Below are 20,522 nucleotides of genomic sequence, written 5' to 3'. Positions count from 1 at the left end.
TCGGCGATGCGAGCCTGCTCGGGCGTGACGACGTCCATGATCACGCCGCCCTTGAGCATTTCGGCCATGCCACGCTTAACGCGGGCGGTGCCGCAGGTTTCGTCCGATGCGGCGCCAGGTTCAACTGTCATCAGCATTCGACCACGCTGACTGGGACGTTGATGGCCAGACCACCGGTGGCCGTTTCTTTGTACTTGCTGCTCATGTCCATTCCCGTAGTCCGCATGGTCTCGATAACCTGGTCGAGCGAAACCCGGTGAGTACCGTTGCCGCGCAGGGCCATTCGCGCGGCATTGATGGCTTTGCCGGCCGAGATGGCGTTGCGTTCGATGCAGGGGATCTGGACAAGTCCACCGATCGGGTCACATGTGAGCCCCAGGCTGTGCTCCATGGCGATTTCGGCCGCATTCTCGACTTGTTGTGGTGTGCCGCCCAGAATTTCCGCGAGACCTCCGGCTGCCATGGAGGCTGCAGAGCCGACTTCGCCTTGGCAGCCGACTTCGGCACCGGAGATGGAGGCGCGCTCTTTATATAGTGAGCCGATGGCCCCAGCGGTCAGAAGAAACCGGATCGCGGTATCGTCGGGGTCAGTCTCGCCGGCCCGGGTGTAGTGGGTGGCGTAATGCAATACCGCGGGGACGATCCCCGCCGCGCCGTTGGTGGGTGCGGTCACGATGCGCCCACCGGAGGCGTTCTCTTCGTTAACGGCCAAGGCGATCAGATTCACCCAGTCTTCGGCGAAGGCGGGGTTGCGGTCGCGGTCTTCGGCGGCCAGCCGGCTGTACCAACCATGGGCGCGCCGCGGGATTCCGAGATTGCCGGGCAGGTAACCCTTTTGAGAAATACCGCGCTCAGCACAGGCCACCATTACATCGCGCAGGTGCAGGAGCCGGTGTTGGATGTCGTCGAGAGAGCGGGTGGTGAGTTCAAAGCGCCGCATCACCTCGCTGATGTCGATACCGTGCATATCGGCCAGGGCAAGCAGGTCGGCGGCGCTGTGAAACGACCACGGCGCAGGCGCCGTCCCGGTGCGGTGCTCTTCCTCGCAGGCGGCGTCGGTGAGGATGAACCCGCCGCCGACAGAGTAGTAGGTCTCGCTGTGCAACACCCGGCTGTCGGACCCGTACGCGGTCAGCGTCATCGCATTTGAGTGGCGAGGCTTCACGATGGCGGGGTGCAGATGAAAATCGCTTTCCCGCAATGCAATATCAGCACAGCCGCCCAAGTGCACTGTGCCGCTGGCGCGCAGTTCGGCCAGCCGCTGGTGCGCGTAGTCGGGCTCCAAAGTGTCCGGACAGAAACCTTCCAAGCCGAGCAGGATGGCCGACAAAGTGCCGTGGCCGGCGCCGGTGGCCGCCAGCGATCCGAACAGCTCCACCCGCAGTTGGCTGACGCGAGTCAGCGAGGCGCGGCTGGCCAGTTCGGTGACGAAACGCGCGGCCGCGCGCATCGGTCCCACGGTGTGAGAGCTAGAGGGACCTATGCCGACCGAAAAGAGTTCGAACACGCTGATGGTCATGGGTTCACAGTTCCGGGTAAAGCGGGTACTTCTCGGCCAAGGTGGTAATGCGGGCAGCCAGGCCAGAGGTGTCGCTATCTACGGGCGCGATCAGGGCTTGGGCGATCACCTCGGCCACCTCGGTGAAATCGGCGGCGGTGAACCCGCGGGCAGCAAGCGCCGGGGTGCCGATCCTCAACCCCGAGGTCACCATTGGCGAACGCGGATCGAACGGCACCGCATTACGGTTGACGGTGACTCCCACCGCGTCGAGGCGCTCCTCACCCTGTCGGCCGTCGATGGCGGCGTCACGCAGATCCACCAGCACCAGATGAACATCAGTGCCGCCTGTGACCACCGAAATCCCTGCCTCTGCAACGTCCGGCTGGGACAGCCGGTCCGCAAGGATGCGGGCTCCGTCGAGACTTCGCTGTTGACGCTCCGCGAATTCGGCTTGTGCGGCCATCTTGAAGCCGACCGCCTTGGCGGCGATCACATGCTCCAACGGCCCACCTTGCTGGCCTGGGAATACCGCGGAGTCAATCTTCTTCGCCAACTCAGCCTCTCCGGTCAACACGATGCCACCGCGGGGCCCGCCGAGGGTTTTGTGGGTCGTCGAGGTCGTCACGTGGGCGTGCGGAACCGGCGAGGGATGAAGCCCCGCGGCGACCAGCCCGGCGAAGTGCGCCATATCGACCATCAGGTAGGCGTCCACTTCGTCGGCGATTTCGCGGAACCGTGCGAAGTCCAGATGACGAGGGTAAGCCGACCAGCCGCCGATGATCAGCTTCGGCTTGTGCTCACGTGCCGCATCCGCGACGACCTCCATGTCGATGCGGTGATCTTCCTTGGACACCCCGTAGGCCGCGACGTTGTATAGCTTGCCGGAAAAGTTGAGCCGCATTCCGTGAGTGAGATGGCCACCGCAATCCAGCGACAGGCCCAGGATGGTGTCGCCTGGACTGATCAGGGCGTGCATCACCGCGGCATTGGCCTGAGCACCCGAATGAGGTTGCACGTTAGCGTATTCGACACCGAAAAGTGCTCTAACCCGATCGATTGCGAGACGTTCGATGACGTCGATGTGCGCGCAGCCGCCGTAGTAGCGTCGGCCCGGATAGCCCTCGGCGTACTTGTTGGTCAGCACGGAACCTTGGGCCTGCATCACCGCCACGGGCGCATGGTTTTCGGAGGCGATCATCTCCAGTCCGCGGCGCTGACGCTGCAGTTCCAGGCCAATCGCGTCAGCCACCTCCGGATCGAAGCTCTCCAAAGTGTCGTTGAGAACATTCATCATTTAGTTCCCGTTCTTCTGGGCGTACTCGGTAGCGCTCAATAGGGGGCCCGCGGCGGTGGCGCGCACGGCGAACAGCCAGCCAACACCGTACGGGTCGGTGTTGACCAGGCTCGGATCTTCGATCGCGGCATTGTTGACTTCGGTGACTTCGCCGCTAACCGGAGGGAACAATTCGGAGACTGTTTTGGTGGATTCCACTTCGCCGCAGGCTTGTCCGGCGATTACGGTGGCGCCCACCTCGGGTAGATCCAGGTAGACCAGTTCACCGAGCGCGGCCACGGCGACCGCCGTGATCCCCACCCGTACCGGGGTGTTGGGCATGGCGGCGTCGGGTGCGAGTTGGACCCATTCGTGCTCTTCGGTGTAGCTGCGGTCGTTGGGGAAGGAAAGCCCGGACATGTGATGTGCTCCTGAGAATCGGCAGGCTCAGCCGCGCCGGTAGAAGGGCAAGGGGACGATCTGGAAGGTTTCGCGACTGCCGCGGATGTCGACGGTGACCTCGGTGCCGGGTGCGCTGAGTCCGCTAGCGACGTATGCCATTGCGATGGGATAGCCCAGCGTCGGTGAAAGGGCTCCAGAGGTGACCACACCGATCGCACTGTCGGCGCCGTCGTGGTGGATCCGGTACCCGGCGCGGGCGGCACGCCGCCCGGTTCCCTTTAGCCCCACCAGAGTGCGATCAGTGGGACGCTGCGAAATCCTCTGCAACGCTTCGCGACCGACGAATTCTTTAGTCAGACGCACCATCATGCCCAGGCCGGCTTCATAAGGGTTGGTATGCAAACTCAGTTCGTGACCGTAAAGCGGCATCCCTGCCTCTAAGCGCAGAGTGTCGCGGCAGGCCAGCCCGGCTGCGACCGCGCCGTGGGTGCTCCCTTCGGCGAGCAGCGCCCGCCACAGCGAGATGGCATGCCGGCGTGGCACGTAGAGCTCGAAACCGTCTTCGCCGGTGTAGCCGGTACGGGCGAGCTGCACGTCGATGTCGGCGACGACGGCAGAGATGATGGCGTAGTACTTCAGCTGCTTGACCACCGGCGCATGCGGAGCCGGCACCAGAGCCTCCACGATCGACTCCGACACCGGACCCTGGACGGCGATGAGCGCGGTGTCGTCGGAGCGGTCCTCGACCTCAACATCGTAGAGCGAGGCGTTGCGCGTCAGTTCGGTCATCACGGCGGCGGTGTTCGCGGCGTTTACGACAACCAGAAACTGGCGGTCGCTGAGCCGGTAGGTCACCAGGTCGTCGATGACGCCGCCGCCGGATTCACACATCAGCGAGTATTTCGCTTTGCCGACAGCGATTTTCGACAGTTCGCCAACCAGGCTGTAGTCGAGCAGCGCGGCCGCTTGCGGACCGGCGACCACGATCTCGCCCATATGGGAGATGTCGAAAACTCCGGCGGCGCGGCGCACGGCGTGGTGTTCACTAAGGTCACTGCTGTACTTAACCGGCATCTGCCAGCCTGCAAAGTCAGTGAACGTCGCGCCCAGCGCGCGGTGCTCGAAGAGCAATGGGGACTCCAGTGTGGTGGTGGCGTGGCTGGTCATCGGGCGCCCTCCTCAGTCGTGGCAACGAACATTTCCGGTGCGGGGCATGAACACACGAGGTTGCGGTCGCCACGCACCCCGTCAATCCGCCGGACTGGGGGCCAGTACTTGGTGCGGCGCAGCCCGGCAACCGGGTAAGCCGCTTCGTGGCGGCTGTACCGCAGCTCCCAGGTGTCGGCGGTGAGCTGTTCGGCTGTATGCGGCGCATTCCGCAGAGGGCTATCGGCGACGGCCCAGCGGCCGGCGGCCACGTCGGCGATTTCGCCGCGGATGGCGACCATTGCCTCGATGAAGCGGTCGAGTTCGGCGAGGTTCTCGCTTTCGGTCGGTTCGACCATGAGGGTGCCGTTGACTGGGAACGACAGGGTGGGTGCGTGGAAGCCGTAATCGATGAGGCGTTTGGCGACGTCTTCTGCGGTGACACCGGTCTCTTTGGTCAGTTCGCGCAGATCGAGGATGCACTCGTGGGCCACCAGGCCGCCGGGGCCGGTGTAGAGGACGGGGTAGTGTTCGGCCAAGGAGGCAGCCACATAGTTCGCCGATAGCACCGCGGTTTCGGTGGCCTCCCTCAGGCCGTCGGGTCCCATCAACGCCAGGTACGCCCATGCGATCGGCAAGATGCCGGCCGAGCCGTAGCGCGCGGCCGCGATAGCCGGCTGCGTCTGCTCGTCGCTGCTGAGCGGGTCACCGGGCAGGAACGGCGCCAGATGGGCGCGTACTGCTACCGGGCCGACCCCGGGGCCGCCGCCGCCGTGCGGAATACAGAACGTCTTATGCAGGTTCAGGTGTGACACATCGCCGCCGAACTGACCCGGCTTGGCCAATCCGATCAAGGCATTCATGTTCGCCCCGTCGATGTACACCTGCCCGCCGGCCGCATGCACCATGTCGCAGACCAGGGTGACACCTTCTTCGAAGACGCCGTGGGTGGACGGGTAGGTCAACATGATCGCCGCGACGGACTGGCCGTCGCTGGCCAGCTTGGTGCGCAAGTCGTCGAGATCGATACTGCCATCATCAGCAGTGGCCACCACGCGGACCTCCATGCCGGCCAGCGCCGCCGACGCGGCGTTCGTACCGTGGGCGGACTGCGGGATCAAACACAAAGTGCGGGCGTGGTCACCGCGAGACTCGTGATATGCCTTAATGGCCAGCAGCCCGGCGAGTTCACCCTGGGACCCGGCGTTGGGCTGCAACGAGATCCGGTCATATCCAGTGATCTCGCACAGCCAGGAACTCAGTTCATCAACGAGTTGGCGGTACCCGGTGGTCTGGCTGGCGGGCGCATAGGGGTGCAGAGAGGCGAATTCCCGCCAGCTGATCGGTTCCATCTCGACGGTGGCGTTCAGTTTCATGGTGCACGACCCGAGGGGGATCATGCTGCGATCCAGCGCCAGATCCTTATCGGAGAGTTCGCGCAGAAACCGCAGCATTGCGCTCTCGGACCGATAGGCGTGGAACACCGGCTGGGTCATGAACTCCGTGTCGCGGGCCACCGCGGCCGGCAGAGCTGTGTCGGAGGGACGACATAGGCGATCAGCCTGAAACACCGTCAGCAGAATGCGCAGAGTTTCCTCGGATGTCGTTTCGTCGCAGGCGATGCCGAGATGGTCGGCATCAACCAGTCGGATGTTGACGCCGGCACGCTCGGCGGCATCGACCAGGCCGCGGGCCGCCCCGGGCACGCGGACGAGGAGCGTATCAAAAAAGACTTCATTTACAACCGCATACCCTTCGGCGCGCAGGCTTTCGGCCAGAGTCGCAGCGAGCTGGTGCACCCGTGAAGCGATGTCGCGCAAGCCCTGCGGGCCGTGATACACGGCGTACATCGCGGCCACGTTGGCCAGCAAAGCCTGTGCGGTGCAGATGTTGCTGGTGGCCTTTTCTCGGCGGATGTGTTGTTCGCGAGTCTGTAGTGCCAGCCGGTAGGCCGGCTGTCCCGCTGCGTCCACCGACACTCCGACGAGTCGGCCGGGCAACATCCGCTCTAACCCGGAGCGCACCGCCATGAAGGCCGCGTGCGGGCCGCCGAAGAACATCGGCACCCCGAAACGCTGCGCCGAGCCGACCGCGATGTCGGCGCCGAACTCCCCCGGCGGGCGCAGCAGCGTCAACGACAACAGGTCAGCTGCGACAGTCACCAGGGCGCCGCGGTCGTGGGCCGCGGCGGTCACGGGCGCCAGGTCGCGAACCGCGCCGCTGGCTCCCGGAAGCTGGGCCACAATCCCGAAAGCACCTCCTTGCCAGATGCTTTCGGGGATCTCGCGGGGTAGATCGGTAACCAGCACATCGATACCGACTGCTGCCGCCCGGCCGCGCACTATGTTGAGGGTTTGAGGCAGGCAGTCGGAGTCGATAATGACCCGGTTGCTGCGATCGATACGGTTAGCGCGGCGCATAAGCAGCACCGCCTCCATGACCGCGGTCGCTTCGTCCAGCAGCGAGGCGCCGGCCACCGGTAGACCGGTGAGTTCCTCGACAACGGTCTGGAACATCAGCAGGGCTTCGAGCCGTCCTTGCGAGATCTCCGGCTGGTAGGGAGTATATGCCGTATACCAGGCCGGCGACTCCAGCATGTTGCGTCGCAGCACCGCCGGGGTGATGGTGTCGTAGTAACCCAGACCGATCATCTGGATGCGAGTGTGGTTGCGTTGAGCGAGGTTTCGCAGCGCGTCGAGGATCTGCTGTTCACTGCGGCTGGCGGGCAGGCGCAGGCCGTCGAATCCTGAGAGTCGGATTTCCGATGGCACCGCATCATCTATGAGGTCGTCAAGGCTGGTGTAGCCGAGCATGCCCAGCATGAAGGCGCGAGCGGAGTGATTAGGACCGATGTGCCGATCGGCGAAGCGGTTCGACGGCGGAGTAGCGGACTTGGGCACGAGGTGACTCCGGTTTCGTTGGCCCATGGCTGGGCTTCGAGTGGTGACACCTCCCCGCTCTGTCCTGTTACCTGAGAGTTTGGCGCGTATACGCGCATTCACCTTCGGTAAGCGACCGGTGTGGATCACCGGCACTGTTCTCCAGAGTTGCCTCGACGCTGCGGTACTGGGCCTGAGAGATTCCCGGGGAGGAAGTTGCTCCTACGGCGCCTCCGAAACGGAGGTTCTCCCGCTGCGTGTCAACGGCGTATTGAGTTGTGTAGTAGAAGACTATACGCAGTTTGTCACGTGGGCGCACCTCCTAAACCGAAAGTTATTCGATCATCACTGTTACGGTTCTTCGGGTTTCAGCTCGCCGCAACCTCAGCTTGTCGCCGTACTCAATCCGCCGGCATGGAATGTGGAGTTCTTCGTGGACCGGTTTCACCCAGGGTCTACCGAGGTGTTGGAAACCTGATACGTGCTTGCTCTACCGGTGAGAACGCTGAACGTCGTTCAGTCAGAATCGAAGTCGACAGAGCGATGGGTGTCGACACCCTAGTGAGAATCGTGTCCTGGCTCGCCAGGGTGCCAAACCATCCGTGGTGTGAGACGTTAATAGGCGGTCAGCAGGCCCTGGAGAACGCGGACTCCGAATTCGAGCGCGCCAACGGGGACGCGTTCATCTACACCGTGAAAGAGAGCACTGAAGTCAAGATCATCCGGCAGCAGCATCGGAGTGAATCCGTAGCATTGGATCCCCAACGGCGCTAGCCATTTAGCATCAGTGAATGCTGTGCTCATGTAAGGCACAACTGCAGCCGTGTCGTCTTGTGCTTCCAGTGCTCTAGCAACGGCACCGAGCAGTTCCGACTCAAGCGTGGCCTCCAGGGCCGCGCCAGTGTATATGTCGTCGACTCGGACGTCGTCGCCCGCCAAGTTCTTTATTGCCTCAACGAAGCTGGCCTGTTCGCCCGGCAGGAATCGCGCGTCGATCGTTGCCGTTCCGATCGCCGGAACGACGTTCGTTTTGTAACCGGCGGTCAGCTGCGTCGGGTTGACAGTGTTCGTCATGCCGGCGCGCACCATTCGTTGCAACGGGCCAAGGCACGCGATCACGTCCTCGCGGCTGGCCTTGGGTAGCTCGAGGATGCGGCGCAAAGCGTCGAACATGGCGGTGGTGGTGGACGTAAAGATGTCTCCGCCGCAGTCATATTCGCTGATCCGCGTCACCGCGCCAGCCAGCTTCGTCACGGGGTTGTCCGGATTAATCATGCTGCCGTGTCCGGCGCGCCCCTCGGCAACAAGGTGCGCCCACCACACGCCTTTCTCACCAGTCGCCACGAAATAGGCACGGTGGTTGTTATTAAGGGTGCGGCTGAAACCGCCGACCTCTCCCAGAGCTTCGGCGCAATCGGCAAACAAGAAGGGGTTCGTCCGTGTCACATAGCCCGCACCGAGTTCGCCGCCGGCCTCCTCGTCGGCGAAGAACGCGAGGACCAGATCGCGGTTCGGCTGCTGGCCATTGTCGGCCAAGGTCCGGAGGGTCTGCAGGATGATTGCCACGGCGCCTTTCATATCGACGGCGCCGCGACCCCACAGATAGCCGTCGAACAAATCCCCGCCGAACGGGTCGCGCGACCAGTCGTCGGCGACCGCCGGTACGACGTCGAGATGACCGTGGATGAGAAGTGCGGGCAGCTCAGGATGGCGTCCCGGTACCCGCCCGACAACGCTGCAGCGGCCGGGCTCCGGCTCGAACCACTGCACGGCGACACCCAAATCGGTGAGACAATCGGCGACCAGTTGGGCCGCGGGTCTCTCAACACCGCCCGGATTGGAGGTATTGATCCGAAGCAGCTGCTGTGCCAGCAGGGCGACCGGCGGCGCCGCCGTGTCAGTGGTCCGATCGGTCATCGGCGGGAAATTGCGCCGCCGCTGCCCACGACTGCGATGGCATCGGCCTCGATGAGGAAGCCGTTATACATCAGGCCCGCAACTCGAATCGCTGTGCCTACCGGACCTGGTGTGGGCAGGTACTCGAGGCGCACCCGCGTCATCTTCTCCCAGAATTCCTGCACCGCATCGCCGATCTCGTCGCAACAGTAATATGTGTTGAGCTTCACGACATCGCGCCATGTCGCTCCCCCCTCTTCAAGAACGCGCGTAATCGCCTCAAAGACGTTGCGGGTCTGCAGTTCGATGTCGCCTCGGCCGATGACGTTGCCATGTTCGTCGGCGGATAACTGCCCACCGACGAACACGAGATCGCCCACTTTCCAGCCCTGCGAGAATGGCGTCGGGATATGCCAATCCCAGGACCCGGCGGGCATGAGACGTTGACGCACAAGCGGCTCTGCCGCCTCGTCGAGTTCAGTCATTCGTGTGTACTCCTATCGTGTTGGATCGCTGGTCAGTTTTGGAAGACGGCAATGGCGCGGATCGGCGATCCTGTGCCGTTGCGGATGAATAGCGGCAGCCCGAAGTAGAGGAATCTCTGGTTGACGACCTGGTCGAGGTTGGCCAGACCCTCGGTGTTGACGATGCCGTACTCCCCGCACACCACGTGGCCGGAGAAGTCGGTATCGTCGGCGTGATCGATCGCGACGTTGTCCACGCCGATGTTGACGACCCCTTTCTCCGCAAGCCAGATCGCGGCGTCGCGGTTGAGCCCCGGGTGTTTCTCCGTGTACGCAAGTTCGGGATAGGTGGCGTCGCCGTACCCGGTGAACAGCAGCACCGTGTCACCCTTGCGGATCTCCTGGCCGCTCCTGTCCAACGCTGCCTGCAGGTCTCCGGGAGTGATGAAGCTCGGATACTGCACCGACCTCAGATCCAGGCAGATCGCCTCGCCGTAATAGTATTCAAGAGGCGACTTGTCCAGTGTCGGACCGTTGGGGTCATATTCGAATACAGCGTCGGTGTGGGTTCCCGCATGCTCGCTGATGAGCAGGTTGTGCGCTTCGAATCCGAGATGCGTGTTGTAGGTCTTGCGGAATTGCTCGTGAGTTTGGTTCGTGTTGATGAAGGTCTTCTGGTGGCCGAACCACATCGGCATCCCTTCGAAGATCTCCCTTGTTAGATCCACAACGCGAACGGGCCGCTGCATGATCTCAGCACCGAACTTGGGGTAGCTACGGTTCTCAGTGGTCGTCACTTTTCCTCCAATCGTGTTGTACTGCACTGTTTTCAGGCCAGCCAGATCAGGTAAGATCAGCCTGGTTCGTAGCGATGGGTGCGGCCAGCGGCATGCCTGAAACTGTGGAATGCGGTGGGGATGAGTGCTGCAGCGACTCCCGCAAGGCGGTTAGGCGCGCAGCGTCATCCTCTTCGCTGACCGCGACCGGCCTTACGATGCTGTTCGGGATGACCCGCACGAAGACTGCGTAGAGCAGGCCGCCAATCACCGCTGCGGAAATGAAGCTCAGGTCGATACCGCCGGCTACGTCGGCCCACGGGCCCACGTAGAGAGTTGTGTTGACGAACATCATTCCGACCACAATCGCCGGTACCCACGCCAGCATCGCGGCCCGGTTCCACCCGTGCGTGAACCAGTAGGCGCCCCCGGCGATTCGCGGGTGCATGTTGAAGACCTGGAGGTCCTGGGTGTGGTACTTGCCGCCGCTCATTGCGTAACCGATCAAGTTGATGACCACCCATGGCGCCGTGACCACGAGAAGAATGATCAGGAACGCCGTCGCCGCCGACACAAGGCTGTAGACGAACGACCCGATGTAGACAACCCCGGTCCCGGTGAGACCGATCAACAGTGTCGCGGGAATACGCTTGAGCGAGGGAAAGATTGACGATGTATCCAGACCGGTTCCGTAGACGCACAACGCACCCTGTGCACACGACCCGACGAGCGCAATGATGACTATGGCTGCGGTGTAGGCAGATGGCGACACATCGACCAACCCCGCGACCCAGTCTGTGACATCAGGGCCGAAAGTCATGGCCGTGTAGATCGCGAAGCAGAGGGCCACCGCGGTCCCGGCGAACATGCCTATGAAAGCGCAGGTGACGATTCGCGTAGAGCTCCACCGCTTGGCCGAAATGTAGCGGGTGTAGTCACCGACATACGGCGAATACGAGATCGGCAGCGAAGCCGCGGCGGCGGCCGACAGTAGCCATGTCGCATGGAAATCGCCGAGCAGTAGCTCCGGACTCTGCGGCGTCGTTGTGAACTTGGGCGCGAGAATGATGACTCCCACGATCAGCAGAAATCCCATGCTCGGAATCAAGATCCTGTTGGCTAGAACGACATTGGCATGTCCATAAATTGCCACCACAAGTGTCAGGCTGGCGATGATGGCGTATGCGACAATGAACTGCCCACTCCCATTGGGTATTCCTGTCAATTTGTGCAGACCCTCGACTAGGGCCTGGCCGCCCGTCCAGACGGTGAGCGCATAGAAGCCGACTGCGGTGAAGATCCCGACCAGCGAGCCGACAACCCGCCCCACCACACCGAAATGCGCGCCACTGCTGACAGCGCTATTGGTGCCTGTGCGGGTGCTCAATAGAGCCAGTGGAGCGAATATTGCCGACCCGACTGCCAGGCCGACAAGGGTGGATGTGACTGAGCCCCACCATCCAAGACCGAACGACACGGGGATGAACCCCAGCACTATGATCCCGAAACAGAGCTGCGTTCCAAAGAAGACGGAGATGAGTTCTTTGGGGCGTGAGTGGCGTTCCGCCTCCGGTATATAGTCGACACCGCGTGTTTCGATCTGGCCGACTGCGTCCACGCCCCCATTACCAAGGGGCGACTGGGTAGTCATTGTGCATGGACTCCTAACTAGGGCTGACAGCAGAAGCCTCGCGCTGTGCGCACGAGCCACCTTCGATGTGTGCCGCGAAGTCGTCGGGGAAAAGAGTGAGGGCTGATTCCACCGGCGGTGTCGGCATGTCGATCAGGGAGCACCTGCGCGGCATGTCGCCGACGAATTCTTCGACGGCGGCAAGCTTTTCCAGGAGATCCCACCCCCCACCGGCCGCTCCAACTTGCTGCATGATCCGGTGGTAGGTCTGTGTTTTCATACGACAGGGCGGACATTGGCCGCACTGTTCGCGGCTGAAGAATGCAGTGATTTCTCGGCAGATTTCGACGATGCAGCTGCTCGTGGAGACGACCCGTATGGCCAGGCAACCAGGCTGTGATCCGGCAGCGCGAATTGCGTCGTTGGCGATCAGAGTCCCGGCCGCGTCGGGGCCGAGGAAGCGGCTGGATGGACCGCCCGGTTGAAATCCCTTGAGACGCCCTGAGCCAGTCACGTTGCCCGCACATACAAACAGATCGGCGAATGTGTCGCAGTAGGGGTCGATTTCGTAGACCCCTGGCGCGGCGATATCACCAGTGACTGTAGTGAGGCGAGTCCATGAGGGCTCCAAACCCGCCCGATCGGCACGCACGATGCGGGGCAGGTTGGCCAGCGTTTCGCAATTGGCGACTAGAGTCGGCCGCCCGTTGACGCCCTTTTCGGTCGGATAAGGCGGCTGACCGGTCGGCTTCCCATCACCGCCGTTGATCGCGTCGACCGCGGCAGTCGCCTCACCTGATACGTAACGCTGATCGGCACGAACGATCCGAATCGCGGCGGTCGCGGGCGGGTCGTCGATCTCAGCCATCGCCTCCGTAAGGCTCTGATGTTCCTCGTCAGCTAGTTCGCTGACGTATATGACGATGTCGGTTGCATCAACTGCTATCGCGGCGATCATGGCGCCTTCGAGCACGACGTGCGGGTTGCGCGCAAGCAGCATTCGATCCTTGCGGCTACCGGGCTCGTCTTCGGCAGCATTGCAGACCACCACGCGTGGTGTTGAGCTGGTCAGCATGCTCGCCACCTTCCGTGCGAACGCGAAGTGCGCTCCACCGAGCCCGGTCAAAGGTGTTGACGTCAAGACCTTTCGCGCCCACTCTGTGTCGGCCACCGCGTACTGGTAGGCGAGATACCCGTCACGGTCTAGATAGCCAGCACGATCCAACCGAGAGGGAGGTAGCAGCTTCTGCATCGCGGACACCTATTCGGCGGACAGGCTGAGGTCGCCCGGCTTGAAGCCAGCATCAAGCATGTTGAAAATCTTGCGGGCGATGAACGAGTCGCTTCTGTCGATGGCCTCGACCGCGCCACCTCCCTCGGCGTGCTCGACGATGGCCTCTGCATCCTGGGGTCTCACCTCGCTATAGAAAGCGCGTTGGTGCTCGATGAGCAGGTTAGGACCCTGTTCGCACGCGGCGAAGCAGATGTAGTCGTTGACTTCGATGTCTGAACCGGTCTCGTCCAGCACCGCGCGTAATCGATCGCGCACAGCTTCTGACCCGCGCATGGCGCAGTCGACGTTGACGCAGACATGGATGATGCGGTCATCGGCGCGAAAATCTTCAAACACGAGGTTCGTCTCCCTGGTCATCGGCGTCCCAGGACAGCACTACCTGTTCGTCGTCCCAGCGGGTGAAGTAGCCGCGGTAAGCCGACACCACCTGGTTGAGGTCGCGGGTGTCCCAGTCGCGGCCCAGGTAATCCGACACCGCTGATGCGTGAATGACCATGCGATCTGGCACATCCAGCAGCACCATGCCCGGCATCTGCACCACCGATGCGTCGGGTACATCCTGCCGTACGGCAGCAACGATGGCATCGCATTCTTCGCCGGCCATCATTTCGATCCCGACAACGGACCGGGCAACATGAGCGCTCATACTGCAACTTCCTTATTCTCGACATCCAATGCGGCAGTTTCGATTCCGGACTCGGCGAACTCTGCCTGAATCCAGGTCCTGGCTTCCCACAGTGCTTCGGCAGGGTTGACGCCGTTCCCGAGCAAGGCCGCCGATGCGGCGTACGCGCGGGGCAGAAGGTCGCCGACCCACTCGCTGATCAGCGTCCGGTTGTGATCGCCGTGTGTTTCGTCATCGCACAGCAGTCGCAGAAACGCCACGGCGCTTTCCCGGTGACGCAATTTGTCATCCTCAATGGACCGGCACACGAAGGGAGTCAGCCCGTCACCGGCAGACAGGCTGCCTTTGGTCAGCAGTGCGTGTGCGGCGGTCGTGTGGAGCGGCTCGACCACGAGGTCGGCGAGCACGATCGCCTTCCCCCAGTCCAATGTGGCCATAATCTCTTCGATCACGCGGCGTGTGGGCTGAAACCGCGGCGATTCCATCCATGCGGGGCGCGGGTCATCGAACCCTTCGTGCTGCTCACCGTAGGCGAGCGCCAGTCGACCGTAGAGCTGCGCGTGGCGCAGTTCGTCGAACATCATGAATGAAGTCGCGCCTGCGATCCACGACGAGAGCGCGAAGCGGGTCGTATGCTGGTGAGTCACGCACAGGCCCCAGTCAGGGTACTGCAGCTGCCCTACTAGGTGGCGCAGCAACTCGACTCGCGCAGGATCAACTGTGGCGAGTTGCTTGTCAGTCTCGGCGAACTCGAATGCCGTGGCTATCGTGCGACCCGCGCGCGCCTGACGGGTGGTGTATGTGCGGTAGTACAACTTGTCCGGCGTGCGGTACGCCTCCCAGTCCGAACAGCGCAGTAGGGTACTGTCGTCGCTCCACACCTGGTGCGAGGGCCGGTCGTTGTTGATGTGGAAAGGACTGTGCCACTGCAGAAGCTGGGTGACCTCTTCGTACTCATTGAGGCGGCGACCCTTGCTCATCTGAACGCGCACAGATTCGAGATCCAATGACGGCTTCTGTGCCGGTTTGGTGTCTACCGGTTGCTCACCGATAGCATTCACCGTGACGAGGTCACCATCAACGATGCCGAGTTCGGTGAGCGTGACGCCATCCTCGGCGCCGTCGATGTCTAGTTCGACGATCCTGCCCTGTGCGGACCGCGCACCACTGATCGCCTCTAACAGATCACCGACTGTCGGATCGTTGTTGGATAGCACGAAGGCCTCGGGCGCACTTTCGCCGAGAACACGTGAGTAGACGAGCATTGTTGATATCTCCCTGTCTTGTAGCGGTTCTCGTGTCAGATCGTGGCTGGGACCGGCATCGCGGGGAAGTAGCCGTCAGGGGCGTGTGTTCCGCCGAGCGGCTCACCATTGGGGCTGATGTTGAGGAACTGCGCGACCCACGCTGGATCTTTATCGGCAAGCAGTAGCGGTGCCGGTTCGATCGTGCGGGCGTACTTGTCGGCTTCCCGCTCAAATATCCACTGGCAGCCTTCCGAGCAGAACCAATAGCGCTGACCGTCGTAATCCGTTGGCAGAGCAACAGGGTTGGCCGGCTCCGGGAATGTGCACGGGAATTTGCACACATCACACGTCATCGGCACGGTGTCAGCGTCAACGACCGCGCCTTCGGCGATCGCACTCCAGAAGGGTGCGTGCGAGTGCTCGAAGGCAGGGTACTTGTCGTGCAGCCAGGCCAGATCATCAGCGGTCGGCTGATGGACGTCGAACCACAGTTGATCGCGCGATGCGTACAGTCCGCGCCAGACGCTATGCGAGGCGTGCTCGATCTCGGCCAGCGCTTGTTCGAGATGGCGCGGCGGCCTAAGACCAAACTGCGAGAGCTCGGATACGTAGCCCTGAATGAAGTCTTCGAGGACGTAGCGACGGAACGCTTCCTTATAGGAGATCGGCTTATTCTTCGGGAAGTAGTCGAGCACCGGTCCCACCACCGCCAGCAGCAGGCGATGGCAGCGCCAGAACCACTTGTCCATCCAGTCCTGAATCAACGCCAGATTGGTGCTGTCGCTTTGCAGCATGGCCCGCGCAACGGACTGACCCAGGGCCATATGGCGAGTCTCGTCACTCTGGATGGTGAGGTGGGCTTGTCCGAAGCCGAAGTCGCCGTTGGCAACTCCAGCTGCAGGAGCTGCAATGAACAGCAGGTTGGTGAAGGCGGTTTCGAAGACCAGGTTGGTGCCGATGATCGCCTCGATGGGATCGGTAGTGATCAGATCCTCAAAGAACGAGCGATCGCCCTGGAAGTACCAGTGCCGCTCGAAGAAGGCGATCCGGTCCTTCGGCAGTAGGAATCCGCTTTCGTGATGCTTCACATAGTCCTTGGCCTGGTACACCGCTTCTTCGGCGTGGCGACGCTCATCCATGGCCTGCACCATCGACGCGATGCGAATGGCAGGCGCCGGGGCGAAGCGCGCCACCCGAACGTGGCCGCGATAGTTGTAGTACTCGCTGTAGGTAAGCGCGGTGTTGAATGACTTCATCGCCTCGACCCAGCGGGCATCGACACGTCCAATGTGACCAAAGCGCGCCCCAGCGTCACGCACTGCGTGGAACTTGTCTTCTTTCTCGGCCTGGATCCGGATGTAATCCTCGAACAGGATCTGGAAGGGGTCGTTGAACTTCTTCCAGTCGGGCATGGTGCAGGCCGTGCGCCATTCCGCGGGAATGTAGGCGTCTTCACCGACATAAGTCGGGTCCCAGTGCAATGTGTGGGTCAGCCGCTGGTATTGCTCGCGTGTCTTCATTCAGGCCTCCTGATCTCGGATGTTTTCTAACCTTTAGTATTTCTACGAAGGTTTCGGGCGGGTGAGCGGGCTGTAAACATTGGCGGAAACAGTGAGGGTTAGAGCACGAACAATAACGTGATGCTTGTCGCACCGCAAGACTATTTGTGCGTTGGATCACAACTTTTTCTGCCTCCCCGCTGTCCCGGGCGACCCGCAAACTCGCTCCCACCTGCGACAGCCGGCGTGGGTTGGGGTCCAACCCGGGCGTTACGCTGAAAGCATTGGGTGAGATGCTTGCAGGCCAGGATGGAGGATTAGTGACGTCGTCGGCCCCCGGTTCTGAGAGATCCACGCCGAGCCCGCCTCCGTCCGGGTCCGTGGATACTTCTTCCCGGCTAGGCTGCTCCGACGTCAACGGACAGGGGCTATATATCCAGCAGGCAGCCAAGCTTGTCGGCGCGACTCCCGACCAATTGCGCAAATGGGAGCAGCAGCGGCTCATCACGCCGGCGCGCACACAATCGGGCTACCGCACCTACACGATCGAAGACATCGAACGCATGCGGCGCATCCAGTCCCTGATGGCTGCCGGTGTGAACGCCGCTGGCGTAAGACGCCTGCTGGACGAGTCGGGCCAGCCGAGCCCCAACGGCTCCCCCAGCCAGCCGGCACCCGCCCACGCCCGTGGTGTCGGCAACACCATCCGCGACCTGCGTAGAGAACACAAACTCACCCTGCGCGACCTGTCGGCGAGAACCGGATTGAGCGCGTCGTACATCAGCGCTCTCGAACGCGGCACGGCGGCGCCGTCGATCGCATCTCTGCAGAAGATCGCTGCGGTGTTCGACACCAACGTGCTTGGCCTGATGAACGAGTCCTACGACGCACCAAACCTTTTGGTGCGTGCGGATGCGCGCCGCATTATCCAAGGTGAGCGAGGCGTGCGCATCGAAGACATGTCCACTTCAGGCACCAACCTGGAGCCTCTGTTGTTCACCTTCGAGCCGGGCTGCGGAAGCGACGGGGCCATCTCCCACGAAGGCGAGGAGTTCCTGTTCGTCATGTGCGGCCAACTCCATCTACGCCTCGACAACAGCGACGACTACTTTCTAGACCCGGGAGATTCGATGTCATTCCGGAGTGAGAGGCCGCACGCATTCGGCAACGCCAGCAGCGACGGACCGCCGACGGTGGTGTTGTGGATCAACACCCCACGCACGTTCTGACATATCCGTGAACAGGTGCGCCGTCCACCGCACTCTACGAAATACCCTATTGCCAAACCTATTTCAGCATCTAGAATCCCCGAGTCATGGGCATTCGGCGCGGAAGGCGCAATGATATCGCCGCATCGATCGACGAACACGACCTGGTGACGACTGCTCCCAAGACAGAGGCTGCAGGCGTGAAGGCGGTGATGGTATCCCTGCAACGTGCGCTCACCCAGATGGGGGCGATCCGCACCGCCGCGACGCTTTCGCGCCTCAATCAGCGGCACGGGTTTGACTGCCCCGGCTGCGCTTGGCCGGAGAAACACGGTGGTCGAAAGCTCGCTGAATTTTGCGAGAACGGCGCCAAGGCAGTCGCCGAAGAAGCCACCAAGAGGTGTGTGACACCGGAGTTCTTCGATCGTCACTCGGTCGAAGAACTCTCCAGTCGGTCCGAATATTGGTTGTCCCAGCAGGGCCGCCTCACCCATCCAATGGTGCTTCGGCCAGGTGACACCCACTATCGCCCGATCGAGTGGGACGACGCCTACCAATTGATCGCCGCTCACCTCCACTCGCTAAAGACGCCTGACGCAGCGTTGTTCTATACATCAGGGCGCACCAGCAATGAGGCGGCGTTCGTGTACCAGCTTCTCGCGCGCAGCTTCGGCACCAACAATTTGCCGGACTGCTCGAATATGTGTCACGAATCCTCCGGTGTCGCGTTGACCGAATCCATCGGGATCGGCAAAGGCTCAGTGTCGGTGCACGACATCGCGAATGCTGACTGCATCCTGATCGCAGGCCAAAATCCGGGCACCAATCATCCACGAATGCTGTCGGTGCTGGAGGACGCGAAGATCAACGGCGCAAAGATCATCGCCGTCAACCCGCTACCCGAAGCTGGCCTGATTCGGTTCAAAGACCCACAGAAGCTTCACGGCACCGTGGGTAACGGAGTACCGATCGCCGACGAGTTCGTCCAGATCCGCATCGGTGGTGACATGGCTCTGTTCGCTGGCCTGGGCCGGTTGCTACTCGAGGCCGACGATGCGGCGCCCGGCACAGTTCTCGACACAGACTTTATCGATGAGCATTGCTCGGGGTTCCCGGAGTACCAGCGGCGCACGCGCGCAATCGATCTCGGTCTCGTCGAGGAGGCGACCGGAGTGGCGCGGGACCAGCTGGAACGCGTCGCACGAATGTTGGCGGACTCGGAGCGCACTATTTTCTGCTGGGCGATGGGTTTGACACAGCAGCGCCACGCCGTCGCGACCATCGGGGAGGCAACCAACCTCCTGCTGATGCGCGGCATGATCGGTAAACCGGGGGCTGGCGTCTGTCCAGTACGCGGCCACTCCAACGTGCAGGGCGACCGAACAATGGGGATTTGGGAGAAGATGCCGGAGGCGTTTCTGGCTGCTCTAGACGAGCGGTTTGGCATCGAGTGTCCGCGTAGGCACGGGTACGACACAGTCGATGCGATCCGGGCAATGCGCGATGGCAAAGCGACAGTATTCATAGGTATGGGGGGGAATTTCGCATCAGCAACCCCCGACACAGATCTCACTGGCGCGGCTCTCCGCAAGTGCGCGCTGACGGTGCAAATTTCCACCAAGCTCAACCGGAGCCATACAGTGCACGGCGCTACTGCGCTGATTCTGCCGACGCTCGGCCGGACAGATCGAGACATTAAGGCAGGCCGCAAACAAGTTGTCTCAGTCGAGGATTCGATGTCGAAGGTGCACCTCTCCCGCGGAAGTCTGCGCCCCCCAGCGACATGCTCCGTAGCGAGGTCGAAATCGTCTGCCGACTCGCACAAGCTGTGTTGGGGCCCGATCATCCTGTGCCGTGGGGAAGTTTTGCCGCCGACTACAACGCGATTCGCGACGCCATCGCCGACGTCGTTCCCGGCTGTGCCGACTACAACGCGCGGGTACGGCGACCTGACGGCTTCGAGTTGCCGCATCCTCCCCGCGACACACGGCAATTCCCTACGACAACAGGAAAAGCCAACTTCGCAGTAAGCGAACTCGAATGGGTGCCCGTACCGAAGGGGCGGCTAATCCTTCAGACGTTGCGCAGCCACGACCAGTACAACACCACCGTTTACGGCCTTGACGACAGATATCGCGGCGTGACCGGGGGCGGCGCCTGATCTTTGTCAATCACGAAGACATCGAAGAGTTTGGATTGTCACCCGGTGCCCGAGTGGATCTGGTGTCCGAGTTCGTAAACGCCGACGGCAATCTCGAGAAACGTAGGGCCAACGATTTTCGCGTCGTCGGCTATCCGACCCCACGCGGCAACGCTGCGGCCTATTACCCCGAAACCAACCCGCTGGTCCCGCTCGACCACACCGCAGAGGGATCAAACACACCGGTTTCGAAAGCCGTAGTAGTTCGGCTTGAGCCGCGTGATCTAACGCTAGGCGCGCGACCGCTGTGAGAGGAGAACGGGTCATCAGTTGATAGATTCTCTCCAGCCCACGCTTTCACTGCCATGATCGGTCAGCTCTTTAGTCGCCTCCAAATTTCGCGCACCATTCATCGTCCCCTTCGCCTGATCGAATCCGTAACCACTCACGCAACTCTCAACTAAGTGTCGCTTGCCAGGGTGATGGGACCACCTGATTGCCAGGGGGATGGGACCACCGTGGCGCGTTACTGAGGATGCTTG

The 20,522-nt window shown here is 62.0% G+C and carries 15 protein-coding genes, 2 pseudogenes and 1 riboswitch; of the genes and pseudogenes, 2 read left to right on the top strand and 15 right to left on the bottom strand.

The features are described 5' to 3' along the window. The 15 genes and pseudogenes from CQY20_RS28820 to CQY20_RS28750 form a co-directional block, all read right to left on the bottom strand. Window positions 1–131: pseudogene (locus CQY20_RS28820) on the bottom strand (pyridoxal 5'-phosphate synthase lyase subunit PdxS); the annotation flags it as partial. Then, window positions 131–1,519, bottom strand: coding sequence for an L-serine ammonia-lyase (locus CQY20_RS28815; protein WP_097943964.1), 1,389 nt, complete (start codon window positions 1,517–1,519; stop codon window positions 131–133). The gene CQY20_RS28815 and the pseudogene CQY20_RS28820, both read right to left, overlap by 1 nt. 4 nt (window positions 1,520–1,523) lie before the next feature. Further along, window positions 1,524–2,792 (bottom strand): serine hydroxymethyltransferase, encoded by a 1,269-nt coding sequence (gene glyA, locus CQY20_RS28810; RefSeq protein WP_097943968.1) that lies wholly within the window; start codon window positions 2,790–2,792, stop codon window positions 1,524–1,526. Window positions 2,793–2,795: 3 nt separating this feature from the next. Then, complete coding sequence (gene gcvH, locus CQY20_RS28805; RefSeq protein ID WP_097943962.1) at window positions 2,796–3,194, bottom strand: glycine cleavage system protein GcvH; 399 nt, start codon at window positions 3,192–3,194, stop codon at window positions 2,796–2,798. Between the two features lie 27 nt (window positions 3,195–3,221). Then, a complete protein-coding gene (gene gcvT / locus CQY20_RS28800; RefSeq protein WP_097943960.1) occupies window positions 3,222–4,343 on the bottom strand; it encodes a glycine cleavage system aminomethyltransferase GcvT in 1,122 nt (373 codons plus the stop codon). Further along, the gene (gcvP, locus tag CQY20_RS28795; protein WP_097943959.1) at window positions 4,340–7,249 is read right to left on the bottom strand and encodes an aminomethyl-transferring glycine dehydrogenase; all 2,910 of its coding nucleotides are present in this window, start codon (window positions 7,247–7,249) and stop codon (window positions 4,340–4,342) included. Before gcvP ends, gcvT begins: the two co-directional genes overlap by 4 nt. A 124-nt stretch (window positions 7,250–7,373) precedes the next feature. Next, a riboswitch (glycine riboswitch) is annotated at window positions 7,374–7,464 on the bottom strand. A 352-nt stretch (window positions 7,465–7,816) separates the two neighbouring features. After that, complete coding sequence (locus CQY20_RS28790; RefSeq protein ID WP_097943957.1) at window positions 7,817–9,118, bottom strand: M20/M25/M40 family metallo-hydrolase; 1,302 nt, start codon at window positions 9,116–9,118, stop codon at window positions 7,817–7,819. Next, complete coding sequence (locus tag CQY20_RS28785) at window positions 9,115–9,582, bottom strand: RidA family protein (protein WP_097943955.1); 468 nt, start codon at window positions 9,580–9,582, stop codon at window positions 9,115–9,117. Before CQY20_RS28785 ends, CQY20_RS28790 begins: the two co-directional genes overlap by 4 nt. Window positions 9,583–9,614: 32 nt before the next feature. After that, the gene (locus CQY20_RS28780) at window positions 9,615–10,358 is read right to left on the bottom strand and encodes a cyclase family protein (RefSeq protein ID WP_207767334.1); all 744 of its coding nucleotides are present in this window, start codon (window positions 10,356–10,358) and stop codon (window positions 9,615–9,617) included. Between the two features lie 46 nt (window positions 10,359–10,404). Beyond that, the gene (locus CQY20_RS28775; RefSeq protein WP_165789310.1) at window positions 10,405–11,955 is read right to left on the bottom strand and encodes a purine-cytosine permease family protein; all 1,551 of its coding nucleotides are present in this window, start codon (window positions 11,953–11,955) and stop codon (window positions 10,405–10,407) included. A gap of 46 nt (window positions 11,956–12,001) precedes the next feature. Further along, on the bottom strand, window positions 12,002–13,219 hold the full coding sequence (locus CQY20_RS28770; RefSeq protein ID WP_133119156.1) for an NADH-ubiquinone oxidoreductase-F iron-sulfur binding region domain-containing protein: 1,218 nt from the start codon (window positions 13,217–13,219) through the stop codon (window positions 12,002–12,004). Window positions 13,220–13,228: 9 nt separating this feature from the next. Beyond that, on the bottom strand, window positions 13,229–13,618 hold the full coding sequence (locus CQY20_RS28765; protein ID WP_097943949.1) for a (2Fe-2S) ferredoxin domain-containing protein: 390 nt from the start codon (window positions 13,616–13,618) through the stop codon (window positions 13,229–13,231). Then, window positions 13,590–13,907, bottom strand: coding sequence for an MmoB/DmpM family protein (locus tag CQY20_RS28760; protein ID WP_097943947.1), 318 nt, complete (start codon window positions 13,905–13,907; stop codon window positions 13,590–13,592). Before CQY20_RS28760 ends, CQY20_RS28765 begins: the two co-directional genes overlap by 29 nt. Further along, entirely contained in the window at window positions 13,904–15,151 is a 1,248-nt protein-coding gene (locus CQY20_RS28755) for a ferritin family protein (protein WP_097943945.1), read from the bottom strand. Before CQY20_RS28755 ends, CQY20_RS28760 begins: the two co-directional genes overlap by 4 nt. A 35-nt stretch (window positions 15,152–15,186) precedes the next feature. Then, window positions 15,187–16,653 carry a YHS domain-containing protein gene (locus tag CQY20_RS28750; RefSeq protein ID WP_097943943.1) on the bottom strand — a complete coding sequence of 489 codons (1,467 nt, stop codon included), beginning with the start codon at window positions 16,651–16,653 and terminating at the stop codon, window positions 15,187–15,189. 359 nt (window positions 16,654–17,012) lie between these two features. Here CQY20_RS28750 and CQY20_RS28745 point away from each other — a divergent pair, with 359 nt between their 5' ends. Together CQY20_RS28745 and CQY20_RS28740 are read left to right on the top strand one after the other, a co-directional pair. Then, window positions 17,013–17,861, top strand: a complete 849-nt coding sequence (locus CQY20_RS28745; protein ID WP_163700883.1) for a MerR family transcriptional regulator — start codon at window positions 17,013–17,015, stop codon at window positions 17,859–17,861. Between the two features lie 86 nt (window positions 17,862–17,947). Next, window positions 17,948–20,291: pseudogene (locus tag CQY20_RS28740) on the top strand (FdhF/YdeP family oxidoreductase). Window positions 20,292–20,522: the final 231 nt, after the last annotated feature.

Origin of the sequence: Mycolicibacterium agri (assembly GCF_002553505.1) — a bacterium.
GTDB classification, from domain to species: Bacteria; Actinomycetota; Actinomycetes; order Mycobacteriales; family Mycobacteriaceae; genus Mycobacterium; species Mycobacterium agri.
The sequence above is the reverse complement of the archived record's forward strand: the minus strand, read 5'-3'. Positions and strand labels throughout refer to the sequence as shown.